This window comes from Metabacillus sp. RB-C-LZQ-3-1 (genome assembly GCF_058315175.1).
The window spans coordinates 66,095-90,106 of the sequence record NZ_JBZFLI010000004.1; the positions used below are offsets into that span (position 1 = coordinate 66,095).

Here is a 24,012-nt window from a genome sequence, read left to right on the forward strand (position 1 = left end):
GTTTCTATGTTTGGCCGTACGTATTATTGTGGTGAAGTTCCAGAGTCAGCAATAGGTGAGGAAGTTGTTTTAAAAGGTTGGGTAGCAAAGCGCCGTGATTTAGGAGGAGTCATTTTTATTGATCTTCGCGACCGTACAGGTGTTGTGCAGGTTGTCTTTAATCCGGAAATATCTGCAGAAGCCTTAGCAATTGCAGAAAAAGTTCGCAGTGAGTATGTATTAGATATTACAGGTAAAGTTGTGAAACGTGACGAAGAAACAATCAATCCTAATGTTTCAACAGGTACAATTGAGGTTATTGTTGAAAAGGTGACAATTATTAATGCAGCTAAAAACCCTCCATTTTTAATTGAGGATAAATCTGATGAAGTATCAGAAGATGTTCGTCTAAAGTACCGCTACTTAGATTTAAGAAGACCAGCTTTACTAAATACACTTCAAATGCGTCATCAAGTGACAAGATCAATGAGAAATTTTTTAGATGAAAATGGCTTCTTTGATATTGAAACACCAATTCTAACAAAAAGTACTCCAGAAGGTGCACGTGATTATTTAGTACCAAGTCGTGTGCATGAGGGTGAATTTTATGCATTGCCACAATCACCTCAAATCTTTAAACAACTATTAATGGTATCAGGCTTTGACAAGTACTATCAAATTGCTCGATGCTTCCGTGATGAAGATTTACGTGCAGATCGTCAACCGGAATTTACCCAAATTGATATTGAAGCATCATTTATGAGTCAAGACGACATTATGTCAATGACAGAACAAATGATGGCAAGAATTATGAAGGAAACGAAAAATATTGATCTTGAGTTGCCGTTACCAAGAATGACTTATGATGAAGCTATGGGACGTTATGGTTCAGATAAACCTGATACACGCTTCGGACTGGAGCTTGTTGATGTTAGTGAAGTTGTAAAAGATAGCGGATTAAAAGTATTTAATACGGTTGTTGCAAATGGCGGTCAGGTTAAGTCAATTAACGTTAAGGGTGCAGCTGATAAATATTCAAGAAAAGATATGGATGCTCTTGCAGAGTTTGTTGCCCCTTATGGAGCAAAAGGTTTGGCTTGGTTGAAGGTGGAAGAAGACGGCCTAAAAGGACCTATTATCAAGTTCTTTACAGAGGAAGAACAAAGAGGATTATTACAAACTTTAGAAGCAACGATTGGCGATCTTCTTGTATTTGTTGCAGATAAAAAATCAGTTGTTGCAGATGCATTAGGCGCTCTTCGTTTAAAACTTGGTAAAGAGTTAAACTTAATTGACGAAAGCAAATATAACTTCCTTTGGGTTGTTGATTGGCCTTTGCTTGAGTATGATGAAGCAACAAAGCGCTATTATGCTGCACACCATCCATTTACAATGCCAGCACGTGAAGACATAGAATTATTTGATACAGATCCAGCAAATATGAAAGCTCAGGCTTATGACATTGTTCTGAATGGATATGAGTTAGGTGGAGGTTCTATCCGTATCTTTGAAAAGGATATCCAAGAAAAAATGTTTAAACTATTAGGCTTCTCTGAAGAAGAAGCAAGAGAGCAATTCGGTTTCTTATTAGAAGCATTTGAATATGGAACACCTCCACATGGAGGAATCGCTCTTGGGTTGGATCGACTCGTTATGCTTTTAGCTGGACGCTCAAATCTTAGAGACACAATTGCTTTCCCTAAAACGGCTAGTGCAAGTGATTTATTAACAAGTGCACCAAGTGCTGTTAGTGAAGCACAATTAGAAGAATTAAATCTGGAACTTCGCGACTAAGTCAAGATCTTGAAATGAATTTGTCGTTATGCTATTATTTTTTAAAAGCTAGCAATATAAAAAGTCCTGATGTGTTCGTTGTACACCTAGTTTTGACCTAACATTTTTTATACGGGAGCTTCTAGTTTCTAGCCAGAGTAAATGCCTCTCACACGCATGAGGACTTACAAACGTTTAGAACGAGGCACCCACCTGCTGAGTGCGGGATCAAAACGAGGGAAATGGCGACGGCACAATCGGGACTACCATATAAAACGATAAAACCAGGGACATCCGCTTTCCATTTATAAAATGAGGATGTCCCTATTTATTTGTCAATATAGGCTTACTTTTTCAACGATGTATGGTATATTCTTTTTCAGGTAAAAATACTGTCATTATGACATTTGAAGAAATTTAAGGTTAATAATTGGAGTGAGTTAGTTGCTACATCAATTTTCACGTAATGAACTAGCAATAGGTAAGGAAGGCTTAAATATTTTAAAAAATAGTACAGTAGCTGTGTTGGGGATTGGGGGAGTAGGCTCTTTCTCAGCAGAAGCACTAGCAAGATCAGGTGTTGGCCGCTTAGTATTAGTTGATAAAGACGATGTAGATATTACAAATGTTAATCGTCAAATTCATGCACTTATTTCAACAGTTGGACAGCCTAAAGTAGACTTAATGGCTGCCCGTATTAAAGATATTAATCCAGATTGTGAAGTTGTTTCATTAAAGATGTTCTATACGGAGGAAACGTACGAACAATTTTTTGATCAGAATCTTGATTATGTGATTGATGCCTCAGATACCATATCATACAAGATTCATTTAATGAAGGAATGTCTCAAAAGAAAGATTCCAATCATCTCTAGCATGGGGGCAGCAAATAAAATGGATCCTACGAGATTTCAGGTAGCTGATATTTCAAAAACACATACTGATCCGATTGCAAAGGTTATTCGGACACGCTTGCGTAAAGAAGGAATTCATAAGGGAATAAAAGTTGTATTTTCTGATGAAAGTCCAATTGTTATTCGTGAGGAAGTTCGTAAAGAGGTAGGAAATGATGCTGCACCAATAAGAAAAGCGAAAATGCCGCCTTCATCGAATGCATTTGTTCCTTCAGTAGCAGGACTAATTATGGGTGGACATGTAATTACAGAATTACTAAATGATATAAAAATTACAAGGGTGAAAGATGAAAAATAAGAGGTGAAAAGTAACCTATTTATGGAGAGGAAAAGCGTTAATGATAGGTTTGCTTTTCCTCTAAATGTTCTTCAGACATTTGCTGAGCTTCGCTAATAAGGCGAATGAGAATTTTATAATTATCATCTATTTTTTGTTTTCTTTGAAAAAGTTGATCATATCTCTTGGTGAGATCTTGTCTCATATTATTAAGTTGTGTGTTCTCCTCTCGTAGTCGTTTATTTTCATTCAGGATCTGAAGGTGATTATCTTGGTCTCTAACCTGGGATAAGTAACGAATACAGTCTTTTATAGTTAAATGATGTACATCATTTTTTTCTGTGTTAGTTAAAGAAGATTGATGTTGTGCAACCTGCGGTTCTTCTTTTGTGTAATCTCTCTCTTTGTTACGAGCAAGTTCTTTCCGTCTCTTCTTTGCATCCTCAAATTCTTTTACATACTTTTTGCGGACTTCCGCATTCCATCTATAGCCACATGCAGCAGCCGTTCGATTTAATTGATTTCCAACCTCCTCAAAAGCAGCAGTTTGAGTATGGCCGTTTTGAACATATGCTAAAACAGTCTCTGCTAGAAGCTTATCATTATCTAAAGTCCACGCATCACGTCTGGTTTTCACGACAACCTCCCTGACTTCTTATTCTTATTACAAAGATAAATTGGTGAGATATAGTTTAATTAATTATATTTATCCTATCCGAATTGACCATGTTTATTCTTGATCAAGTTATGAGAAAAGAAAAACGATTCTTCTAAGCTCCTTTCATTTCATTGTTTTGTTATTCTGATTTATAATCATACATAGAAATCAACTGGGGGTTTTAATGTGAACGGAGAACCACTTGCCTTCCGAATGAGGCCAACAACAATAGATGAAATTGTAGGCCAAAAAGAAGTTATAGGGGAAGGAACAAGCCTATATAAAATGATCAAAAATGGGTATGTCCCTTCAATGCTCCTTTATGGTGAGCCTGGAATTGGAAAAACATCTATCGCTTATGCCATCGCAGGTACAACAGATATCCCATTTATAGCCTTAAATGCAACAACTGCTGGGAAAAAAGATGTTGAAGCTGTTGTTGAAGAAACGAGAATTACAGGAAAAGTCATTTTGTTTTTAGATGAGATTCATCGTTTTAATAAAGCACAGCAAGACTATTTATTACCCCATGTAGAGCGAGGGGATATTATTTTAATTGGAGCGACAACGGAGAACCCATTTCACGATGTAAATCCAGCGATTAGAAGCCGATGTGGTCAAATTAAACAATTAACAAGGTTAACAGTAGAGGATATAGAGACACTTCTCCATAGAGCCCTGCATGATGAAAAGAAGGGTTTAGGAGACTTAAAAATAGACATAACAGATGAACAGGTAAAATTAATTGCATATGGGTCTAATGGAGATGCACGAAAATCATTAACGCTGCTTGAATCAATTGTTTATTCGTCACCAAAAGTAAATGATAAATTTGTTGTTGATGAAGAAATGATCAATGATATGGTCGGGAATGTTGGGGTATACGGGGATAAAAAAGGAACTCATTTTTATAATCTTCTATCAAGCTTACAAAAAAGCATAAGAGGTAGTGATGTAGATGCAGCCTTATATTATCTTGCCCATTTATTAGAAACAGGCGATCTTGTGGCTGTAAACCGAAGATTAGTTGTGATCGCTTATGAAGATATAGGCTTAGCAAATACTTCGGTGGGAAATAATGTGTTAGCTGCAGTTACTGCAAGTGAGCGACTAGGTCTTCCCGAAGCTCGCATTCCATTATCTGTAGCAGTCGTTGAAATGTGCTTGTCTTCTAAGTCAAATTCAGCATACAAGGCACTTGATTTAGCAATTGCAGATATTCGCTCTGGTCATGTAGGTGATATTCCTATGCATCTTCGAGATGGCCATTATGCTGGGGCGAAAACATTAGGACATGTGGGCTATAAATATCCTCATGATTATCCAATTGGAACATTTGGAGGATGGGTGAATCAAGAGTATCTTCCTAAAAATTTAATTGGGACAAAATATTATCAACCGCTTGAGGCCGGGGATGAAAAAAGACTTGCTGCAATCTATGAAAAATTGGATCAGTTTAAAAAAAATAGCTCGGGACAAAAAAAGTGACATTTATCAAATAATCGTGTATTGTGATATCTCCTAGTAGGATAGTTGGTTTAAGTGCTTAATTTAGTGAGTTTGTGCTATAATGGCTAATGTTCGAAAGTATATAGCAACTTAAAATTAGAAAACATGAAGATAGGTGTTATTTTATTAATTTTTATGATAATAAAAAGGTATATATAGAATCTGTCTACTATTGATTGTAGTGTAAATCAATAGTAAAAGAGCAAAAAGATAGCAGATTGAATTATGCAAGGGGGAGAACAATGAAAATATCAACAAAAGGTCGATACGGACTAACAATTATGATTGAGCTAGCAAGGAAGCATGGCGAAGGTCCAACATCTTTGAAGAGTATTGCGCAGGCACATGATCTATCTGAACATTACCTGGAACAGCTTATCGCACCATTAAGAAATGCACGTTTAGTGAAAAGTATTAGAGGAGCATATGGCGGGTATATTTTAGGAGATGAACCGGCAAACATCACCTCTGGAGATATTATTCGTGTATTAGAGGGACCTTTAAGTCCAGTTGAAGTGTTAGATGACGAAGAGCCTGCTAAAAGGCAGCTTTGGATTAGGATACGTGATGCTGTAAAAGATGTATTGGATAATACAACATTAGAGGATCTTGCAAATTATAATGGAGATGGAGATCAAGAACCTTATATGTTTTACATTTAAACAATAATCCTAACGAAACAAGAAAGGAGGAGACACACCATGAGGAGAATTTATTTAGATCATGCCGCAACATCGCCGCTCCATCCTGAGGTTGCTGACGAAATGATGAATAAAATGATTGAACATTTCGGTAACCCGTCTAGTATCCATTCTTTTGGCCGCGAAGCTCGTCGAATCCTTGATGAGTCAAGAAGAAGCTTAGCAAACACAATTGGAGCCAAGCCAGGAGAAATTATTTTTACGAGCGGTGGTACAGAGGCGGACAATTTAGCGATCATAGGAACAGTTTTGGCAAATAGCCAAATTGGAAAGCACATTATTACGACTCAAGTAGAGCACCATGCGGTCTTGCATGCTTGTGAATTTTTGGAGAAACAGGGATTTAATGTCACTTATTTACCTGTTAATGAACAAGGACTTGTTTCATTAGATGATGTAAAGAAACATGTCACAGATCAAACAGTTCTTGTTTCAGTGATGTTCGGAAATAATGAGGTCGGAACAATTCAACCAATTCGTGAGATAGGCGACTATCTGAAAGATTACCCTGCTTTTTTCCATACGGATGCCGTACAAGCGTACGGAATGGAATCTATAAATGTACAAGAGCTTGGTGTGGATTTATTAACAGTGTCAGCGCATAAAATTAATGGACCAAAGGGTGTCGGCTTTTTATATGCAAAAGCTGGTATAAAGCTTCAACCTGCTATGTATGGCGGAGAACAGGAATTAAAACGCAGAGCTGGTACTGAAAATGTAGCTGGAGTAAGTGGATTTAGTCATGCAGCAAATCTTTCAATCTCAACGATGGAGCAAAAGAGAGAGCTATATATTTCATTCAAAAAAGAAATGATGAGGATTTTTGAGGAAAACAATATTACCTTTTCTATAAATGGCTCTATTGATGGTTTACCACATGTCCTTAATATATATTTTCCAAAAACGCATATAGAATCTCTTTTAGTTAATTTAGATTTAGCTGGAATTGCGGCATCTAGCGGATCTGCATGTACAGCTGGTTCGGTTGACCCTTCCCATGTGTTGGTTGCGATGTATGGAAAAGAATCAGATCGTATTCAATCATCCATACGTTTTAGTTTTGGATTAGGGACAAGCATGGATGATATTCAATATGCTGCACATGAGATTTCCAAAGTGATTAAGAGAGTAACAGCTTAGAAAGTAACTGGAGGTGAATGGGATGAAAAAAGACCCAAAAGATATAAGAGTTGTTGTCGGAATGTCAGGTGGTGTTGATTCTTCAGTTGCTGCTCTTCGATTAAAGGAGCAAGGATATGATGTAATCGGAATTTTTATGAAAAACTGGGATGACACGGATGAAAATGGAGTATGTACGGCAACAGAAGATTACAATGACGTGATTCAAGTATGTAACCAAATCGGTATTCCTTATTATGCTGTAAATTTTGAAAAACAATATTGGGATAAGGTCTTTACGTATTTCCTCGATGAATACAAAGCAGGCAGAACGCCAAACCCTGATGTTATGTGTAATAAGGAAATTAAATTTAAAGCCTTTTTGGAGCATGCTATGTCATTAGGTGCTGATTATTTGGCAACAGGTCATTATGCTCGTGTTGAATATCGGGATGGAGAATATAAAATGCTCCGTGGAGTTGATGAAAACAAAGATCAAACGTATTTTCTAAATCAATTAGGTCAAGAACAATTATCAAAGGTAATGTTTCCACTTGGCGATATTGAAAAACCATTGGTTCGAGAAATGGCTAAAAAGGCAAATCTCGCAACAGCGGCCAAAAAAGATAGTACAGGTATCTGTTTTATTGGCGAAAGAAATTTCAAAGAGTTTCTAAGCGGATATCTTCCAGCACAACCCGGTTTAATGCAAACCCTTGATGGAGAAGTAAAAGGAAAGCATGATGGATTAATGTACTACACAATCGGTCAAAGGCATGGTCTTGGTATTGGTGGAAGTGGAGAACCTTGGTTTGCTGTCGGAAAAGATTTGGAAAAGAATATACTATATGTTGATCAAGGGTTTCATAATGATTTATTATATTCTGATTCCATTACTGCAACTAATGTAAGTTGGGTATCAGACCAACCTGTAACAGAATTAACATGTACAGCAAAATTCCGTTACCGCCAACAGGATAATGAAGTTACGGTCACAATGATAGATGAATCAACGGCAAAAGTCACATTTAAGGAACCTATTAGAGCGGTAACCCCTGGTCAAGCAGTTGTGTTTTATGATGGTGAAGTTTGTTTAGGTGGCGGTACAATTGACCATGTATTTAAAAATAACGAAAAGCTATGGTATGTTGGATAAAAATGATTTCTATATAGTTGATCGATTGATCTTCCATAGTGATCATTTCTTTTGATAAGATGAAGGGGTTGGCACTTAAAGAGTCAGCCCTTTTTCTCTTGTAGAAAAAACGGAAATGAAAAATAAAGGTAGGGTAATGATGGATACAAATCAACGTGGAATTGAAGCGATGCAAAAAGGGAATTTTGAAGAGGCTGCAACTATATTTTCAGAAGCAATTGAAGCAAATCCCAATGATCCTATAAGCTATATAAACTTTGGTAATCTTTTATCAGCAGTTAACGAATTAGAAAAAGCACTCAAATTTTACGAAAAAGCAATTGAAATAGATGCTAATGCTGCAACAGCTTATTATGGGGCAGGAAATGTGTATTTTAATCAAGAAAACTATGATGAAGCTAAAAGTATGTATGAAAAAGCATTAAAAAATGGCCTTGACGAAGGTGATTTGCATTTTATGCTGGGGATGTCACTCTTTAATCTAGGGCAAAACCGCTTAGCTTTACCGTATTTCCAACGTTCAGTTGAATTGAATGAAACAGATAGTGACGCTAGGTTTCAATACGGCTTATGCTTAGCTCAGCTTGAACTTATTGATGATGCAGTAAAGCAATTTGAGGCTGTGATACAATTGGATCAACAACATGCAGATGCATTTTATAATCTTGGTGTTGCGTACGCTTTTAAAGAAAATACTAATAAAGCAATTGAAATGCTAGAAAAGACCTTAGACATACAGCCTGATCATATGCTAGCTGGACATGCTTTGAAAATAATGAACGGTCAGTCGAATTAATCGATATGTTGTGAAAGGAGAGCCGCTTATGCAGGAGAGTGCAGATTTATTTAGTGATAATGAACGTTATGTAAAAGGGCTTGTTAAGGTTGTGATCTTTCACAATGACCAAAATTTATATTCTGTTTTAAAAGTAAGAGTTCATGAAACAAGTGAAAACATTGAAGATAAAGAAATAACGGTTACAGGTTACTTTCCACTCCTGCATGAAGATGATGTTTATACCTTTTTTGGCTCATTTACAAATCATCCTAAGTTTGGTCTTCAATTTCAAACTGAACATTTTCGTAAGGAAATTCCCCAAACAAGAGAAGGGATTATTCAATATCTTTCAAGTGACCTTTTTAAGGGAATTGGGAAAAAAACAGCAGAAGCGATCGTAGAGAAATTAGGAGAATCAGCCATATCAAAAATTCTTCAAAACCCTTCGATATTAGATGATGTTCCAAAAGTGAATAAAGAAAAAGCAAAACAATTGGTTGATGCCTTAGTTTCTCATCAGGGCCTTGAACAGATCATGATTGCATTAAATCAATTTGGCTTTGGCCCACAGTTAGCCATGAAAATTTATCAAACATATAAAGATGAAACTTTATCAATCGTTCAAGATAATCCTTATCAGCTTGTTCAAGATATTGAGGGCATAGGTTTTGTCAGGGCAGATGAACTTGGCAGACAGTTAGGCATTTCTGGAAAAGATTCTGAAAGGATTAAAGCAGCATGCCATTACATTATTGAACATTTATGTTTACAGGAAGGCCATGTCTATTTAACACTGGAACAGTTAATCGTAAAAGCTAAGGAATTGTTGGATCATTCCAAGCAAGCAACAATTCATGAGACAGATATTGCTACAGAAATTATTGCATTAGGTGAAGAGGGAAAGTTAATTGTAGAGGAAGAACGTGCATATCTTCCCTCCCTTTATTTTGCAGAACAAGGATTAGTTAAAAATATTAAAAAAGTTTTAGAGCAAACCGAATATGATGAATTATTTCCTGAATCTGAGTTTTTATTATCATTAGGTAAACTTGAAGAAAGAATGAAGGTCCAATATGCACCTTCTCAAAAGGATGCCATTCAAAAAGCATTAATGTCTCCAATGCTCCTACTGACAGGAGGCCCAGGGACAGGAAAGACAACCGTTATAAAAGGGATTGTCGAGCTATACTCTGACTTACATGGGTGTTCTCTAGACCCGAAGGATTATAAAAAGGAAGAACCATTTCCTGTTTTGCTGGTAGCTCCAACAGGCCGTGCTGCTAAGCGTATGAGTGAAGCAACAGGTATGCCAGCAGTCACGATCCACCGATTGCTAAAATGGAATGGAGCTGATGGATTTGAACATGATGAAGACAATCCGATAGCAGGAAAACTGCTTATTATTGATGAGGTATCAATGGTGGATATATGGATTGCTCATCAATTGTTCAAAGCGTTACCGAAAGAAATACAGGTCATAATGGTAGGTGATGAGGATCAGCTTCCATCGGTTGGACCAGGACAAGTTTTACGCGATTTATTGTCCTCAAACGTGATCCCAACTGTACGTTTAACGGATATTTATCGTCAGGCTGAAGGCTCATCTATTATTGAACTTGCCCATCAAATAAAAGCGGGAAAGCTACCCCAAAATATTACTAAACCAACCTCAGACCGATCATTTATTCGTTGTTCACAAACACAAATGAAAGATGTTATCGAAAAGATCATAAAAAGTGCAATTAATAAGGGGTATACTGCAAGGGATATTCAAGTTTTAGCCCCTATGTATAGAGGCCCTGCGGGAATTGACCAGCTAAATAAATTGCTTCAAGAGTTGTTTAATCCTAAGACTCCTGGAAAAAGAGAAATGAAGTTTGGAGAGGTTGTCTATCGAAATGGCGATAAAGTACTACAACTCGTGAATCAACCTGATAGTAACGTATTTAATGGGGATATTGGAGAGATTGTTTCGATCTTTTATGCAAAAGAAAATACGGAAAAAGAAGATATGATTGTGATTTCCTTTGATGGAAATGAGGTTACCTATACCAAACAGGACTTTAATCAATTTACACATGCATTTTGTTGCTCTATACATAAATCACAGGGAAGTGAATTTCCAATTGTCGTGCTGCCAATTGTGAAAGGATATTACCGGATGCTAAGGCGGAATTTGATTTATACTGCTGTTACCAGAAGTAAACGATCATTGGTTTTATGCGGCGAGCTAGATGCTCTTCAATGGGGTGTGTCAAATAATGACAGCTCAGATCGTCAAACAAGCTTAACGAAAAAATTAAGTGGAATTCATTCTGATTCGGAAATGGATCAACTACAGAAAGAATTGCCGTTTCCGCTTAGTGATGCAAATATTGGCATGGAAAACGTTACTCCATATGACTTTATGGATTAATCTATTTATTTTATATTGATTATTAGTCTTAACCAAGGTGAAGTGGGAAAATTTTCAAGAAGGATAATTAAATGAAAAAAGCTTTTTTGGATATATTAAAACTAATTTAAACAAGCTTAATAAATGTGTAGTTGATCTGCACAATCAACTACACATTTTAATAATAAGCTCTTATTGGTAAAGGTTTGAACCTGTTTGGTTTTGATTTTGTTGTTGTTGGTTCTGTTGCTGGCTTTGTTGTTGTTGGTTTTGCAATTGTTGTTGAGATTGATTAATTTGTTGAGCAATTTGGTTTAACATATTAACTGATTGTAATGATTGTTCCACATTACTTAACATTTGTGTAGCCTGGTGAATAGATTGTTGCAATTGTTGAAACGTTTTTTGCTGTTGTTGTTGAGCTTGTGAGCTAAATTGTTGCATTTGGTTTAATAGTTCATTTGATTGTTGTTGATTTTGGCCAACTGATGTCATTGAGGCTTGACCGCTTGAATTTAATTGATTTAAGGCATTTTGTATAGTTTGTAATTGGCTTTTTAATGGTGCAAGCTCTTCACCAATTTCTGCTTCTACTTTAGCGGTTGCAACTCTTTCAATTGTTGCTTTTTCCGCATCTTTCGATTTAATATTCTTTTTAATTACTTCCAATTCTGTTTCTTTTGCCATAATAAATTCCTCCTTATAAATCGTGATTGTTAAACATTAAATGGTGGTAGCTACTAGTGAATCACCAGTAGACAAATATATTGTCTTCTTAGTTTGATTTATTTATTTGTGGTATGAATTTCCATTTTTCATCCCGATGAGTAGGTTATTAAACAAGCATTATAAGTAGAATGATTAATGGAAAACGTTACACAGTATGACGATATGGACTTGGGCGTAATCTAAAAATGTTCGGAAAGGTGGAGATGACTTTGCGGACATTCTCAAAGCTCAAAGGACTTCCTGTGTATTGTAGCAACAGCGCAACCTTACTTGGTTATATAACAGATTTATGCTTATCTTCCAAAGGCTTTATTTTTGGATTGATGATGGAGGGGAAAGGCTTATTTCACCGTGATAAATTTATCCCAATTAATTCAATCTATTCTATTGGAGAAAATGGAGTCATGGTGGAACAAGGAGAAACATTATTATCCATTCAGGATTTGAAGAAACAATATACGTATAACACCTATCATGACCTTGAAAATAAAGCAGTTTTAACAAAAGAGGGAAACAAATTAGGATTGTTAGAGGACGTATATTTTTCTGAAAAATTGGGCACAATTGAGGCATACGAATTGACGGACGGATTTTTTGCAGATATTGCTGAAGGAAAAAAAGTGGTCAAAGCATCTGGAGAACCATTTTCGATAAGCAAAGATGCGATCGTCATTGATCTAATGTAAAAGAGGTGTGCCCAATTGTTTTCATGTCCAAATTGTAGAAGTAAAGACCTTGGAAAGATAGGTGTAAATCAATATTATTGCTGGGGTTGCTTTATTGAACTATCTGTATCAAAGGGAAAAATTTTAACTCATCAGGTGGAAGAAGATGGGACATTAAGCTCACTTGATGATTTATTTTCTGAAGATGAACGATCAATAAGCATGTAAAGGGGAGATCGTGTTGAATCGTACATTAACTTCATTAGTATCACTAGGATTAGGGGCAGTTGCTTATCATTATGCACGAAACACAAACATGACGAATAATCGTTCAATGAGAAAAATAAGAAGACGAATCACAAGGATGTTTTAATAGGAAGGGGCTGATTTAATCAGCTCCTTTTTTAACAGATAAGAAAGTATAAAATTTTGTACTTAGTTTTAGTAGCTCCGAAGCACAGGACGTGCAAGTGCAGTCGTGGCAACAGGATGTTGCGGTTTTAGACTGCCAGCGCTTATCAAACTTCAGATCATCTCCTACAATAAGTTAACATCGGTTTGCTTCGCTTTACCGTGTTTCGTTTGCCCTACTTTAACGAGCAGTATAAAATGACTCAAGAGAGACCATAGTGTGAGGTTCACTGCCCGGTAAAAGTCCGATAAGTCTCGCTCTTTATCTCAGTCGTTGCTCCTCTTAGTTTGTACGGCGATGACCAAGGCGCTTGCGCTTTTCTTATGATGTATAAAAAAGTCTCTGCCCTCCACACTAAATGAATGAGGAGGAGTTTGTATGAGAGAAAAACATATCAAATGGCTGTTACAAATTATAATTTTATTATTAGCCTTATTGTCAGTATATGTATTTTTAAAGCTATACACTGTATGGGCTCCTTTTTTATTTATGCTTAAAGCAGTTATGATTCCATTTCTTATCAGTGCATTTATCACTTATTTACTACACCCGGTTATTGAAAAGCTTCATCGTTCGGGCTTGCCTAGATCAATCTCCATTCTTGTCATTTATTTTTTATTTTTTGGATTATTAGGCTATGGATTCTATAGAGGAATACCTGTTTTAATTAGCCAGCTTAGAGACCTGTCAGAAAGCTTCCCGCAATTTACATTAACATATAATAGATGGATTGATTCAATTCATGATCAAACAGATACATGGCCAGTGGGTATACACGATCGTATTGATCTAATGTTTACAAAAACAGAAGAATGGCTTGCTGTTACCATTGAGAAGGTTATCAATAGTTTAAAGGGTATTTTTGATTATATGCTATTAATTGCGATCATACCGTTCCTTGTTTTTTATATGTTAAAGGACTATGAGCAAATAAAGAAGGCTGCATGGTACTTGACCCCTCGTAAATGGAGAAGTAATTCTATTCAATTTCTAAAAGATATTGATCATTCATTGGGCAATTACATTCGCGGCCAATTGTTTGTATGCCTCATTATAGGAACATTAGCTTTTTTAGCACTATGGTTTTTTCATGTCAGATACCCTTTAATTCTTGGACTTTTAATTGGTACAACGAATATCATTCCTTATTTCGGACCAATCATTGGTGCTGTGCCTGCGTTAATTATCGCTGCTACGATGTCAACAAAAACTGTTATCATTGTCATTGTGATTATTCTAAGCTTACAATTTATTGAAGGAAATATATTAGGGCCTTTAATTGTCGGTAGAAGCCTTCATATGCACCCTATTGTTATTATGCTCGCATTGTTAGCTGGAGGGGAGATTGGCGGAATTGTTGGGTTAATGCTAGCAGTACCAGTTATAGTAATCTTAAAAGTCATGATTGTTCATGTAGTTCAATTGAGAAGACAACATTGACAATTAGAAAACGCTTGTCTATAATTCTAAGTTAGAATAATGATAAAACAATGATGGAATAAAGTATGCTGATACCGCTTTTAAGAGAGGAATTTTCGCGGCTGAGAGAAATTCTAAAGTAAGGACAGCAGAAAGCTAATCCTAAGTGCAGAAAAACCTGCCGTATTGAACCACGTTACGGTTTTAATAAAGGTGATGGACTGGTGTAAGAACAAAGATTTGTTTGTTAAACTTTGTCTTGCTGTCTAGCTTACAGGCGTCATCGGCGAAGCATAGGAAGTACAAGTGCAGTCAATGCGACAGGACTCGTCTTATGCTTGTCGCCGATAAACGGACGCCTTCCGCTTTTCAATGTCCATAATCAGGGTGGTACCGCGAGTTAACTCTCGTCCCTGTGCAAAGAGTCTTTCTTTTCACAGTGATGAGGGTTTTTTTGTTTTGCTTTTCCATCTATATTAAGAATTAAAGGAGGATATATATGAAAAACTTACAATCTTCAGAAGTTCGTCAAATGTTTTTAGATTTCTTTAAAGAAAAAGGACACGATGTTGAACCTAGTGCATCACTTGTACCACATGAAGATCCGACATTACTTTGGATTAATAGCGGGGTGGCAACACTAAAAAAATATTTTGATGGTCGTGTCATACCAGCAAATCCAAGAATTTGTAATGCACAAAAGTCTATTAGAACAAATGATATTGAAAATGTCGGAAAAACAGCAAGACATCATACATTTTTTGAAATGTTAGGTAATTTCTCAATTGGTGACTATTTTAAAGTTGAAGCAATAGAATGGGCATGGGAATTTCTTACCGACGAAAAATGGATTGGATTTGATCCAGAGAAACTTTCTGTAACGATTCATCCTGAAGATCATGAAGCTTTTGATATTTGGAAAGATAAAATTGGTATTCCAGAGGAGCGCATTATCCGTTTAGAAGGAAACTTCTGGGATATTGGTGAGGGACCAAGCGGACCAAATACAGAGATTTTCTACGATCGTGGAGAAGAATATGGTCATGATCCAAGCGACTCGGAGTTATATCCTGGTGGAGAAAATGAACGCTATCTTGAAGTATGGAATCTTGTTTTCTCACAATTTAATCATAATCCAGATGGAACATATACCCCGCTTCCTAAGAAAAACATTGATACCGGAATGGGATTAGAGCGTATGGTATCTGTTATTCAAAATGTCCCAACAAACTTTGATACAGATCTTTTTATCCCGATCATTAGAGCTACTGAGCAAATCTCAGGTGAACACTATCGGAAAGATCAAGAAAAGGACGTTGCTTTTAAGGTTATAGCTGACCATGTACGTACAGTTAGTTTTGCCATTAGTGATGGTGCTCTTCCATCAAATGAAGGCCGTGGCTATGTGTTAAGACGCCTATTAAGAAGAGCTGTTCGTTATGCGAAACAAATTAATATTAACCGTCCATTCATGTATGAACTTGTTCCTGTTGTTGCTGAAATCATGGTTGATTTTTATCCGGAGGTAAAAGCAAAAACAGAATTTATTCAAAAAGTCATTAAGAACGAAGAAGAACGTTTCCATGAGACATTAAATGAAGGATTAGCCATCTTGAGTGAAGTGATTAAAACTCAAAAAGAGAAGGGCAATAATGTCATTCCTGGAGAGGATGTTTTCCGTTTATATGATACATACGGATTCCCAGTTGAATTAACGGAAGAGTATGCTGAAGAAGAAGGAATGAAAATTGATCATGAAGGTTTCGAAAAAGAAATGGAGAGACAACGTGATCGTGCACGTGCAGCGATGCAAAAAGTAGATTCAATGCAAGTTCAAGGTGGAATGTTAGGCGAGATTAAACATGAAAGTGAATTTGTTGGTTATGATCAATTAGTGGTTGAGAATGCGACTGCTATTGTGATCGTGAAGGATGGAGATGTGATTCAAGAAGCTCATGAGGGAGAAGAAATTCAACTAATTCTTGATAAAACTCCATTCTATGCCGAAAGCGGTGGACAGATTGCAGACGAAGGGACTCTTTCCAGTGAAAAAGCAGTCCTAAAGGTAAAAGATGTTCAAAAAGCTCCAAATGGGCAAAATCTGCATAATGTTATTGTAGAAAGTGGTACAATTCAAACCGGTGATCAATTCACGGCAACAGTTTTTGAAGAAAATCGAAACGGAATTGTGAAAAACCATACAGCAACACATTTATTACACCAAGCTCTAAAAGATGTGTTAGGAACACATGTTAATCAGGCAGGATCATTAGTAACAGCTGATCGCTTACGATTTGATTTTTCACATTTTGGTCAAGTAACACAAGAAGAATTAGCTCGTGTCGAACAAATTGTAAATGAACAAATTTGGAAGAGCATTGATGTCCAAATTGATTATAAATCGTTAACAGAAGCAAAAGAAATGGGAGCTATGGCACTGTTCGGCGAAAAGTATGGAAATATCGTCCGTGTCGTACAAGTTGGTAGCTACAGCTTAGAGCTTTGCGGGGGTTGCCACGTTAAAAATACTTCCTCAATCGGTATTTTTAAAATTATGACAGAGACTGGTATTGGAGCGGGGACAAGGCGGATTGAAGCTGTTACAGGAAAAGCTGCATATGAGTTAACGAATGACCAGTATGCTAGACTTCAAGAAGCAGCAGATCTTTTAAAATCAAACCCTAGAGATATCGTTTCAAGAATAAATGGATTATTACAGGATTATCGTGCATTGCAACGTGAAAATGAATCTTTAACAACTAAACTTGGAAATCTGGAAGCTGGCAGTGTTGTTGATCAAGCAGTTACAGTTAATGGTGTCACAGTTTTAGCAGCACAAGTAAACGCAAAAGATATGAACAGTCTTCGTGGTATGATGGACGACTTGAAAAATAAACTGCAATCAGCTATTGTTGTTCTCGGAGCTAGTGAAGATGGTAAAGTGAATCTTGTTGCTGGTGTAACGAAGGATCTTGTCGATAAGGGGTATCATGCTGGAAAATTAATCAAAGAAGTTGCAGAACGTTGTGGAGGAAAAGGCGGCGGTCGACCTGAAATGGCCCAAGCAGGTGCAAAACAACCTGAAAAGTTAGCAGAAGCACTTAAATATGTCGAGGAATGGGTTGAATCCGTTTTATAATTAGGAAAAGTAGTGTAAAATGTAGGTAAGATAGGACAAGCAGATTCCCATTATGAATCTGAGAAAGAGGTGCGAACGGTGAGTTCATTTGATAAAACAATGAAATTTAACTTTTCTGATGAAACGGTCGAAACGAATGTAAACGAAGTCCTTTATACCGTGTACGATGCGTTGCAAGAAAAAGGATATAATCCTATTAATCAAATTGTAGGATATTTACTTTCTGGTGATCCTGCCTATATTCCGCGTCATCGTGATGCTCGGAATTTAATTCGCAAGCTTGAAAGAGATGAATTAATTGAGGAGCTAGTTAAATCTTACTTACAAAAAAACCGAGAGGCATAATATGCGAATATTAGGATTAGATTTAGGCTCCAAAACACTTGGGGTTGCAGTGAGTGATGAACTGGGCTGGACTGCCCAGGGAATAGAAACGATTAAAATAAATGAAGAAAGCCGAGACTATCAATTAGGAAGGCTTTCTGAAATTATTGAACAACATGGAGTAGAAAAAATTGTTCTCGGTATGCCAAAAAATATGAATGGAACCATTGGGCCAAGGGCAGAAGCGAGTCAAAGGTTTTCTGAAATATTGACAAAGAAATTTAATCTTCCTGTTATTTTATGGGATGAACGTTTGACGACCATGGCAGCCGAGAGAATGTTGATTTCTGCTGATGTTAGTCGAAAAAAAAGAAAGCAAGTCATTGATAAGATGGCTGCAGTAATGATATTGCAAGGCTATTTAGATAGTCTTAACTAAGTAAAACAAAACCAATTATGAGGTGAAAACATGGATCACGGCGAAAAACAAATTACAGTAATTGATGAAAATGGGAATGAACAATTATGTGAAGTTTTATTCACATTTGAATCTGAGGAATTTAAAAAATCTTATGTACTATATTATCCAGTTGGAGCGGAAGAAGATGATAACGAGGAAATCGAAATTCATGCTTCAAGCTTTAACCCCCACGCAAATGGTGAAGATGGAGAATTGGAACCAATTGAAACAGATGAAGAGTGGGATTTAATTGAAGAGATGTTAAATACATTTCTTGACGAGGAAGAAGAATAATTTTGAAAAGGTGCAAAGGGAATTTATTCCTTTTGTACCTTTTTTTAATTTTTTTCGTTTTTCATGTCCCCTATTTTTTATAGATTGCATAAATCGTGTAATTTATTGCCGAATCACCAAGAAAATTGTAGTATAATAATTGGGGTGAAAGGGGGATATACATGTCTGAAGATCCAAACAAAGATACATTCCGTAAAAACCTAATACAAAAACAAAGTGAGGCAAAGGTAGTTAGAAGAATTGTATTAACCGTTTTTATTATTCTAATTATTGCTTTTTCGGGAATAATAGGGGGCGGTTATCTATATATAAAATCTTCTTTAGAACCAGTAGATCCTAACAATCAGACAGCTATAGATGTAACGATACCAATTGGTTCTTCTGTTTCAACTATATCAAGAATTCTAGAAGAGAATGACATCATTAAGGATGATCGGGTATTTAAGTATTATATTAAATTTAAAAATGAATCAGGCTTTCAGGCTGGAGATTATAAATTAAACAAATCAATGACTTTCCAAGAAATCATTACAAGTTTAAAACAGGGAAAAGTGCTGAATGAGGCAGCCTTTCAGATTACGATTCCGGAGGGACGGCAATTAACTGAGATTGCATCGATCATAGCAAATCATACAGCTTTTGAAGAAGCAGAGGTTCTTGCAACATTAACAAATAAAGAATTCATCGATTCAATGAAAGCGAAATACCCTGATTTATTAACAGATGACATCTACGGAAAAGAAGTTAAATATGCTCTTGAAGGCTATTTGTTTCCGGCTACTTATCCTTATTACACAGAAGAGCCAACAATTGAAGAGGTTTTAGAACCAATGGTGAAAAAAACAAGTGAGGTTGTAGCAAAATATATCCCTCAGCTTCAGGAACAAAACATGAGTGTTCATCAATTCGTTACGATGGCATCACTTATCGAAGAAGAAGCAACAGAAAAAGCAGATCGTGAAAAAATATCAAGTGTATTTTATAATCGTATTGAGAAAAAAATGCCTTTACAAACAGATCCAACAGTACTTTATGCATTGGGGGAACACAAGGATCGAGTATTATATGCTGACCTTGAAGTAGATTCTCCATACAATACCTACCAAAATAGCGGTCTTCCTCCGGGACCTATCGCTAATGCAGGAGAAGTTTCACTAGTTGCAGCTTTATCACCTGAAGATACTGATTTCTTATATTTCCTTGCAACTAGTGAGGGAGAAGTAATTTTTACAAGAACTCTTGAAGAACATAATGTGGCAAAAAATAAATATATAACAAACAACTAAATGTATTCTAAAAGATAGTATAAAATCTCACATAGTTTTAATGTCTAGCTCCGCCTCAGATCGTACAGAACGTGCAAGTGCAGTCGTGGAGATTGACGTCGCGATTTTAGAATTGCCTCTAGGGTCTAGCCAGTTTCGAATAGAAGGCAATGAATGCCTTATCGTCTTATTTGCTCTAGGGGTGATCAAGGCGCTTTAGCATTTCTTATAGGTAAAGAAAGGGAACGCAGATAATCTATTCGCATTCCCTTTCTTCTTATGGTAAAATATATCGAGTTGTTAGTAGGATGACGATTTTTATATATGACTAAACAAGAGTTCTCTATCGAGGGGCTCTTCTTTTTAGTGTTTTCTATATAAATGAAATATGCTCAAAATTTACAAACAAAGATTATGATTGCAATACATGAACAGGAGGGCAATCATTTGTTAAGTCAAGATGTCATAACGTATGTAGAAAATTTAATGCCGGAATCATCACAATACGTTAAGCAAATGGAAGAGTTTGCGAAACAACATGATGTGCCAATCATGGAGAAGGTCGGCATAGAAGTTTTACTGTTACTTCTATCAATGCAGCAACCAAAAAGAATTTTTGAAATTGGGACAGCTATTGGATATTCTGCAATTAGAATGGCAATGCAATTGCCTCATACTCAAATTATCACAGTAGAGCTTGATGAGGAAAGGTACCAACAAGCTAAGAAACATATTAGAGATTTAGGCTTAGAAAACCAAATCAAAACCTTCTTAGGTGATGCTTTGATTATTTCAGAAGAACTCAAGCAATATGGGCCATTTGATGCACTTTTTATTGATGCAACTAAGGCAAAATACAAGAAGTTTTTTGACCTATACGAACCAATGTTAGCTGAAGATGGAATGATATATTCAGATAATGTTTTATTTAAAGGAACTGTTGCACGGGATCGTTCTGAGCTAAAAACGAGAAGACAACGCACCTTGGTGCGAAAGCTAGACGAATTTAATCAAATGCTGTCGACTTTAGAAGGATATAAAACAACGTTTATTCCTGTTGGTGATGGTATTGCTGTTACAAAGAAAATGAAATAAATGAGGTGAAATAGAATGAAAAAACCTGAATTGTTAGTTACACCAAAATCAGTGGAGGACTTTCAGCCCTTGATTGAAGCAGGTGCAGATGCATTTATGATTGGAGAACAAAGATTTGGTCTACGCCTTGCAGGAGAATTTTCCAGAGAACAAGTAAAAGAAGCTATTGAAATTGCTCACAAACATAATAAAAAAGTATATGTTGCCATGAATGCTATTTTTCATAATGAGGCGATCGAAGATATAGAAAACTATTTGTTATTTTTAAAAGAAGTAAAGGTAGATGCTGTCGTGTTCGGAGATCCAGCTGTTTTAATGGCAGCAAAAGAAGTAGCACCAGATCTAAAGCTGCACTGGAATACAGAAACAACTGCAACAAATTGGTATACATGTAATTATTGGGGAAGAAAAGGTGCAAAGCGAGCTGTACTAGCCCGAGAATTAAGCATGGATGCGATTATTGAAATAAAAGAGCATGCAGAGGTTGAAATAGAGGTGCAGGTGCATGGGATGACCTGTATGTTCCAATCTAAACGCACACTTTTAGGTAATTACTTTGAGTATCAAGGCAAGGCTTTAAAAGTTGAAAATCGTTTTGATGATAAGGAAATGATGTTTCTATTTGATCCGGAAAGAGATAATAAATATCCTATTTTCGAAGACGTCAATGGCACACATATTATGAGCCCGAATGATATTTGTATTATTGATGAGCTTGGAGAAATGATTGATGCAGGTGTTGACTCATTCAAAATTGATGGTGTATTGCAAACATCAGAATATATTATTGAAGTCACGAAAAAATACCGAAAAGCAATTGATCTGTGTATTGAAAATAATACAAAATACGAAGAAATAAAAGATACACTTTTAGAAGAAATCGAGAACATTCAAGCGAAGAATCGCTCATTAGATACTGGTTTTTTCTTCAAAGAAACAGTTTATTAAGTTGAACATTATCATGCAAAAGGGAGTGAAAAAAGTGACAACAGTAATCGATAAAATTTCTACAATGGTCGATGGGAAACGTGTGATTACTAAGAAACCTGAGTTATTAGCACCAGCAGGCAATTTAGAAAAATTAAAAATTGCAGTTCATTATGGAGCAGATGCTGTTTTTATTGGAGGCCAAGAATATGGTCTTCGTTCAAATGCAGATAATTTCTCTTTAGAGGAAATGGCAGAGGGTGTTCAGTTTGCAAACAAATACGGGGCGAAGATTTATGTAACAACAAATATATTTGCCCATAATGAAAACATGGATGGACTTGACGAGTATTTAATGGGATTACAGGATGCCGGAGTAACCGGAATTATCGTCGCTGATCCACTGATCATTGAAACCTGTCGCCGTGTTGCTCCGAAACTTGAGGTGCATTTAAGTACTCAGCAATCACTTTCAAACTGGAAAGCAGTTCAATTTTGGAAAGATGAGGGACTAGAACGTGTTGTTTTAGCTCGTGAAACAAGTGCTGAGGAAATAAAGGAAATGAAAGAAAAGGTTGATATTGAAATTGAAGCCTTTATTCATGGTGCAATGTGTATCGCCTACTCTGGACGCTGTACGTTAAGTAACCATATGACTGCACGTGATTCAAATCGTGGCGGTTGCTGTCAGTCTTGTCGCTGGGATTATGACCTGTTTAAAATTGAAAACAATCATGAAGTTCCTTTATTTGATGAAAATGATGCGGCATTTGCAATGAGTCCTAAGGATTTAAACTTAATTGAATCTATTCCTAAAATGATTGAGCTTGGGGTCGACAGTTTAAAGATTGAAGGAAGAATGAAGTCCATTCATTATATTGCTACAGTTGTAAGTGTCTATCGTAAAGTAATTGATGCATACTGTGCAGATCCCGAAAACTTTAAGATAGATCCTGAATGGTTAAAAGAACTTAACAAATGTGCTAACCGTGAAACAGCTTCTGCATTCTTTGAAGGAGTTCCTGGATTTAAACAACAAATGTTTGGCCAACATAGTAAGAAGACTGAGTATGATTTTGCCGGACTTGTTTTAGATTATAACAAAGAAACACAAATGGTTACTTTACAGCAACGTAATCACTTCAAACCTGGCGAAACAGTTGAATTCTTTGGTCCTGAAATTGATAACTTTACACAAACAATCGAGAAGATTTGGGATGAAGATGGTAATGAGCTAGATGCAGCTCGCCATCCACTACAAATTGTGACATTTAAAGTAGATAAACCGGTCTTCGTGAACAACATGATGCGAAAGGGGTTCTAATAAGAATGGCGAAGAAGCCGGTTGTAATAGGGGTTGCTGGAGGATCAGGATCAGGAAAGACAAGCGTGACGAAAGCAATCTACGAGCATTTTAAAGGTCATTCGATCTTAATGCTTGAGCAAGATTATTATTATAAAGATCAAAGTCATTTACCGTTTGAACAGAGATTAAACACGAATTATGATCATCCGTTTGCATTTGATAATGATTTATTAATCGAACATTTGAACGCTTTATTGCATCACAAATCAATTGAAAAACCAGTTTATGATTATAAATTGCATACAAGATCCGAAGATGTGATTATTGTAGAACCTAAAGACGTTATCATTCTTGAAGGGATCCTAATCTTAGAGGACGAGCGTTTACGTGATTTAATGGATATCAAATTATATGTTGATACAGATGCTGATTTACGAATTATTCGAAGAATTCTTCGTGATATTAAAGAAAGAGGTCGTTCTATCGATTCGGTTATTGAGCAATATATTTCAATTGTAAGACCAATGCATAACCAATTTATCGAGCCAACGAAGAGATATGCTGATATCATCATCCCAGAAGGTGGTCAAAATCATGTTGCGATCGATTTAATGGTAACAAAAATTCAAACAATTCTTGAACTAAATGCAATTTTGTAATAACATAGCATAGATAAAGTCTACTGTGTTCATATTAAGTATAAGTAATAAATCTATCT

The 24,012-nt window shown here is 36.2% G+C and carries 23 protein-coding genes and 1 other RNA gene; 22 read left to right on the forward strand and 2 right to left on the reverse strand.

Going from position 1 to position 24,012, the window contains the following annotated elements; genetic code table 11:
• The first annotated feature begins 6 nt into the window (after positions 1-6).
• From aspS to AC4GZ8_RS07780, 3 genes are all read left to right on the forward strand, one after another.
• Positions 7-1,773 (forward strand): aspartate--tRNA ligase, encoded by a 1,767-nt coding sequence (aspS, locus tag AC4GZ8_RS07770; RefSeq protein WP_491081270.1) that lies wholly within the window; start codon positions 7-9, stop codon positions 1,771-1,773.
• A 60-nt stretch (positions 1,774-1,833) separates the two neighbouring features.
• Positions 1,834-2,020: non-coding RNA, 6S RNA (ssrS, locus tag AC4GZ8_RS07775), on the forward strand.
• 176 nt (positions 2,021-2,196) lie between these two features.
• Positions 2,197-2,964 carry a tRNA threonylcarbamoyladenosine dehydratase gene (locus tag AC4GZ8_RS07780; RefSeq protein ID WP_491081272.1) on the forward strand — a complete coding sequence of 256 codons (768 nt, stop codon included), beginning with the start codon at positions 2,197-2,199 and terminating at the stop codon, positions 2,962-2,964.
• A gap of 37 nt (positions 2,965-3,001) precedes the next feature.
• Here the strand turns inward: AC4GZ8_RS07780 and AC4GZ8_RS07785 are convergent, their stop codons facing one another.
• Positions 3,002-3,580 carry an RsfA family transcriptional regulator gene (locus AC4GZ8_RS07785; RefSeq protein WP_491081273.1) on the reverse strand — a complete coding sequence of 193 codons (579 nt, stop codon included), beginning with the start codon at positions 3,578-3,580 and terminating at the stop codon, positions 3,002-3,004.
• 207 nt (positions 3,581-3,787) lie between these two features.
• Between AC4GZ8_RS07785 and AC4GZ8_RS07790 the strand changes: the two genes are divergently transcribed.
• The 6 genes from AC4GZ8_RS07790 to recD2 all read left to right on the forward strand — a co-directional run bounded on the left by AC4GZ8_RS07790 (position 3,788) and on the right by recD2 (position 11,280).
• Positions 3,788-5,089, forward strand: coding sequence for a replication-associated recombination protein A (locus tag AC4GZ8_RS07790; protein WP_491081274.1), 1,302 nt, complete (start codon positions 3,788-3,790; stop codon positions 5,087-5,089).
• A gap of 263 nt (positions 5,090-5,352) precedes the next feature.
• Positions 5,353-5,772, forward strand: a complete 420-nt coding sequence (gene cymR, locus AC4GZ8_RS07795) for a cysteine metabolism transcriptional regulator CymR (protein WP_026558646.1) — start codon at positions 5,353-5,355, stop codon at positions 5,770-5,772.
• A 39-nt stretch (positions 5,773-5,811) separates the two neighbouring features.
• The gene (locus AC4GZ8_RS07800; protein WP_491081276.1) at positions 5,812-6,951 is read left to right on the forward strand and encodes a cysteine desulfurase family protein; all 1,140 of its coding nucleotides are present in this window, start codon (positions 5,812-5,814) and stop codon (positions 6,949-6,951) included.
• Positions 6,952-6,973: 22 nt separating this feature from the next.
• On the forward strand, positions 6,974-8,086 hold the full coding sequence (mnmA, locus tag AC4GZ8_RS07805) for a tRNA 2-thiouridine(34) synthase MnmA (RefSeq protein WP_491081277.1): 1,113 nt from the start codon (positions 6,974-6,976) through the stop codon (positions 8,084-8,086).
• Between the two features lie 139 nt (positions 8,087-8,225).
• Positions 8,226-8,882 carry a tetratricopeptide repeat protein gene (locus AC4GZ8_RS07810; protein ID WP_491081278.1) on the forward strand — a complete coding sequence of 219 codons (657 nt, stop codon included), beginning with the start codon at positions 8,226-8,228 and terminating at the stop codon, positions 8,880-8,882.
• Positions 8,883-8,910: 28 nt separating this feature from the next.
• Positions 8,911-11,280: an SF1B family DNA helicase RecD2 gene (gene recD2, locus AC4GZ8_RS07815; RefSeq protein ID WP_491081280.1), complete on the forward strand. Its 2,370-nt coding sequence runs from the start codon at positions 8,911-8,913 to the stop codon at positions 11,278-11,280.
• Positions 11,281-11,451: 171 nt separating this feature from the next.
• On the opposite strand, the gene AC4GZ8_RS07820 is transcribed toward recD2, so the two are convergent.
• Positions 11,452-11,946: a hypothetical protein gene (locus tag AC4GZ8_RS07820; protein ID WP_491081281.1), complete on the reverse strand. Its 495-nt coding sequence runs from the start codon at positions 11,944-11,946 to the stop codon at positions 11,452-11,454.
• A 251-nt stretch (positions 11,947-12,197) separates the two neighbouring features.
• On the opposite strand from AC4GZ8_RS07820, the gene AC4GZ8_RS07825 reads away from it, so the two are divergent.
• The 13 genes from AC4GZ8_RS07825 (at position 12,198) to udk (ending at position 23,953) form a co-directional block, all read left to right on the forward strand.
• A complete protein-coding gene (locus tag AC4GZ8_RS07825) occupies positions 12,198-12,674 on the forward strand; it encodes a PRC-barrel domain-containing protein (RefSeq protein WP_491081282.1) in 477 nt (158 codons plus the stop codon).
• A 15-nt stretch (positions 12,675-12,689) separates the two neighbouring features.
• Entirely contained in the window at positions 12,690-12,881 is a 192-nt protein-coding gene (locus AC4GZ8_RS07830; RefSeq protein WP_026558652.1) for a YrzR-like zinc ribbon domain, read from the forward strand.
• Between the two features lie 13 nt (positions 12,882-12,894).
• Positions 12,895-13,026 carry a YrzQ family protein gene (locus AC4GZ8_RS07835; protein ID WP_491081283.1) on the forward strand — a complete coding sequence of 44 codons (132 nt, stop codon included), beginning with the start codon at positions 12,895-12,897 and terminating at the stop codon, positions 13,024-13,026.
• Positions 13,027-13,443: 417 nt separating this feature from the next.
• On the forward strand, positions 13,444-14,505 hold the full coding sequence (locus tag AC4GZ8_RS07840; RefSeq protein WP_491081284.1) for an AI-2E family transporter: 1,062 nt from the start codon (positions 13,444-13,446) through the stop codon (positions 14,503-14,505).
• Between the two features lie 478 nt (positions 14,506-14,983).
• Positions 14,984-17,623, forward strand: coding sequence for an alanine--tRNA ligase (gene alaS, locus AC4GZ8_RS07845; RefSeq protein WP_491081285.1), 2,640 nt, complete (start codon positions 14,984-14,986; stop codon positions 17,621-17,623).
• Between the two features lie 78 nt (positions 17,624-17,701).
• On the forward strand, positions 17,702-17,968 hold the full coding sequence (locus AC4GZ8_RS07850) for an IreB family regulatory phosphoprotein (protein WP_026558655.1): 267 nt from the start codon (positions 17,702-17,704) through the stop codon (positions 17,966-17,968).
• A 1-nt stretch (position 17,969) separates the two neighbouring features.
• Positions 17,970-18,386: a Holliday junction resolvase RuvX gene (ruvX, locus tag AC4GZ8_RS07855; RefSeq protein WP_491081286.1), complete on the forward strand. Its 417-nt coding sequence runs from the start codon at positions 17,970-17,972 to the stop codon at positions 18,384-18,386.
• A gap of 30 nt (positions 18,387-18,416) precedes the next feature.
• Entirely contained in the window at positions 18,417-18,701 is a 285-nt protein-coding gene (locus AC4GZ8_RS07860) for a DUF1292 domain-containing protein (RefSeq protein WP_491081287.1), read from the forward strand.
• A gap of 161 nt (positions 18,702-18,862) precedes the next feature.
• Positions 18,863-19,987, forward strand: coding sequence for an endolytic transglycosylase MltG (gene mltG, locus AC4GZ8_RS07865; RefSeq protein WP_491081288.1), 1,125 nt, complete (start codon positions 18,863-18,865; stop codon positions 19,985-19,987).
• Between the two features lie 465 nt (positions 19,988-20,452).
• Positions 20,453-21,061, forward strand: a complete 609-nt coding sequence (locus tag AC4GZ8_RS07870) for an O-methyltransferase (RefSeq protein ID WP_491081574.1) — start codon at positions 20,453-20,455, stop codon at positions 21,059-21,061.
• Positions 21,062-21,076: 15 nt separating this feature from the next.
• Positions 21,077-22,009: a peptidase U32 family protein gene (locus tag AC4GZ8_RS07875; protein WP_491081289.1), complete on the forward strand. Its 933-nt coding sequence runs from the start codon at positions 21,077-21,079 to the stop codon at positions 22,007-22,009.
• A 34-nt stretch (positions 22,010-22,043) separates the two neighbouring features.
• On the forward strand, positions 22,044-23,312 hold the full coding sequence (locus AC4GZ8_RS07880) for a peptidase U32 family protein (RefSeq protein WP_491081290.1): 1,269 nt from the start codon (positions 22,044-22,046) through the stop codon (positions 23,310-23,312).
• Positions 23,313-23,317: 5 nt separating this feature from the next.
• The gene (gene udk, locus AC4GZ8_RS07885; RefSeq protein ID WP_491081291.1) at positions 23,318-23,953 is read left to right on the forward strand and encodes a uridine kinase; all 636 of its coding nucleotides are present in this window, start codon (positions 23,318-23,320) and stop codon (positions 23,951-23,953) included.
• Positions 23,954-24,012 lie beyond the last annotated feature (59 nt).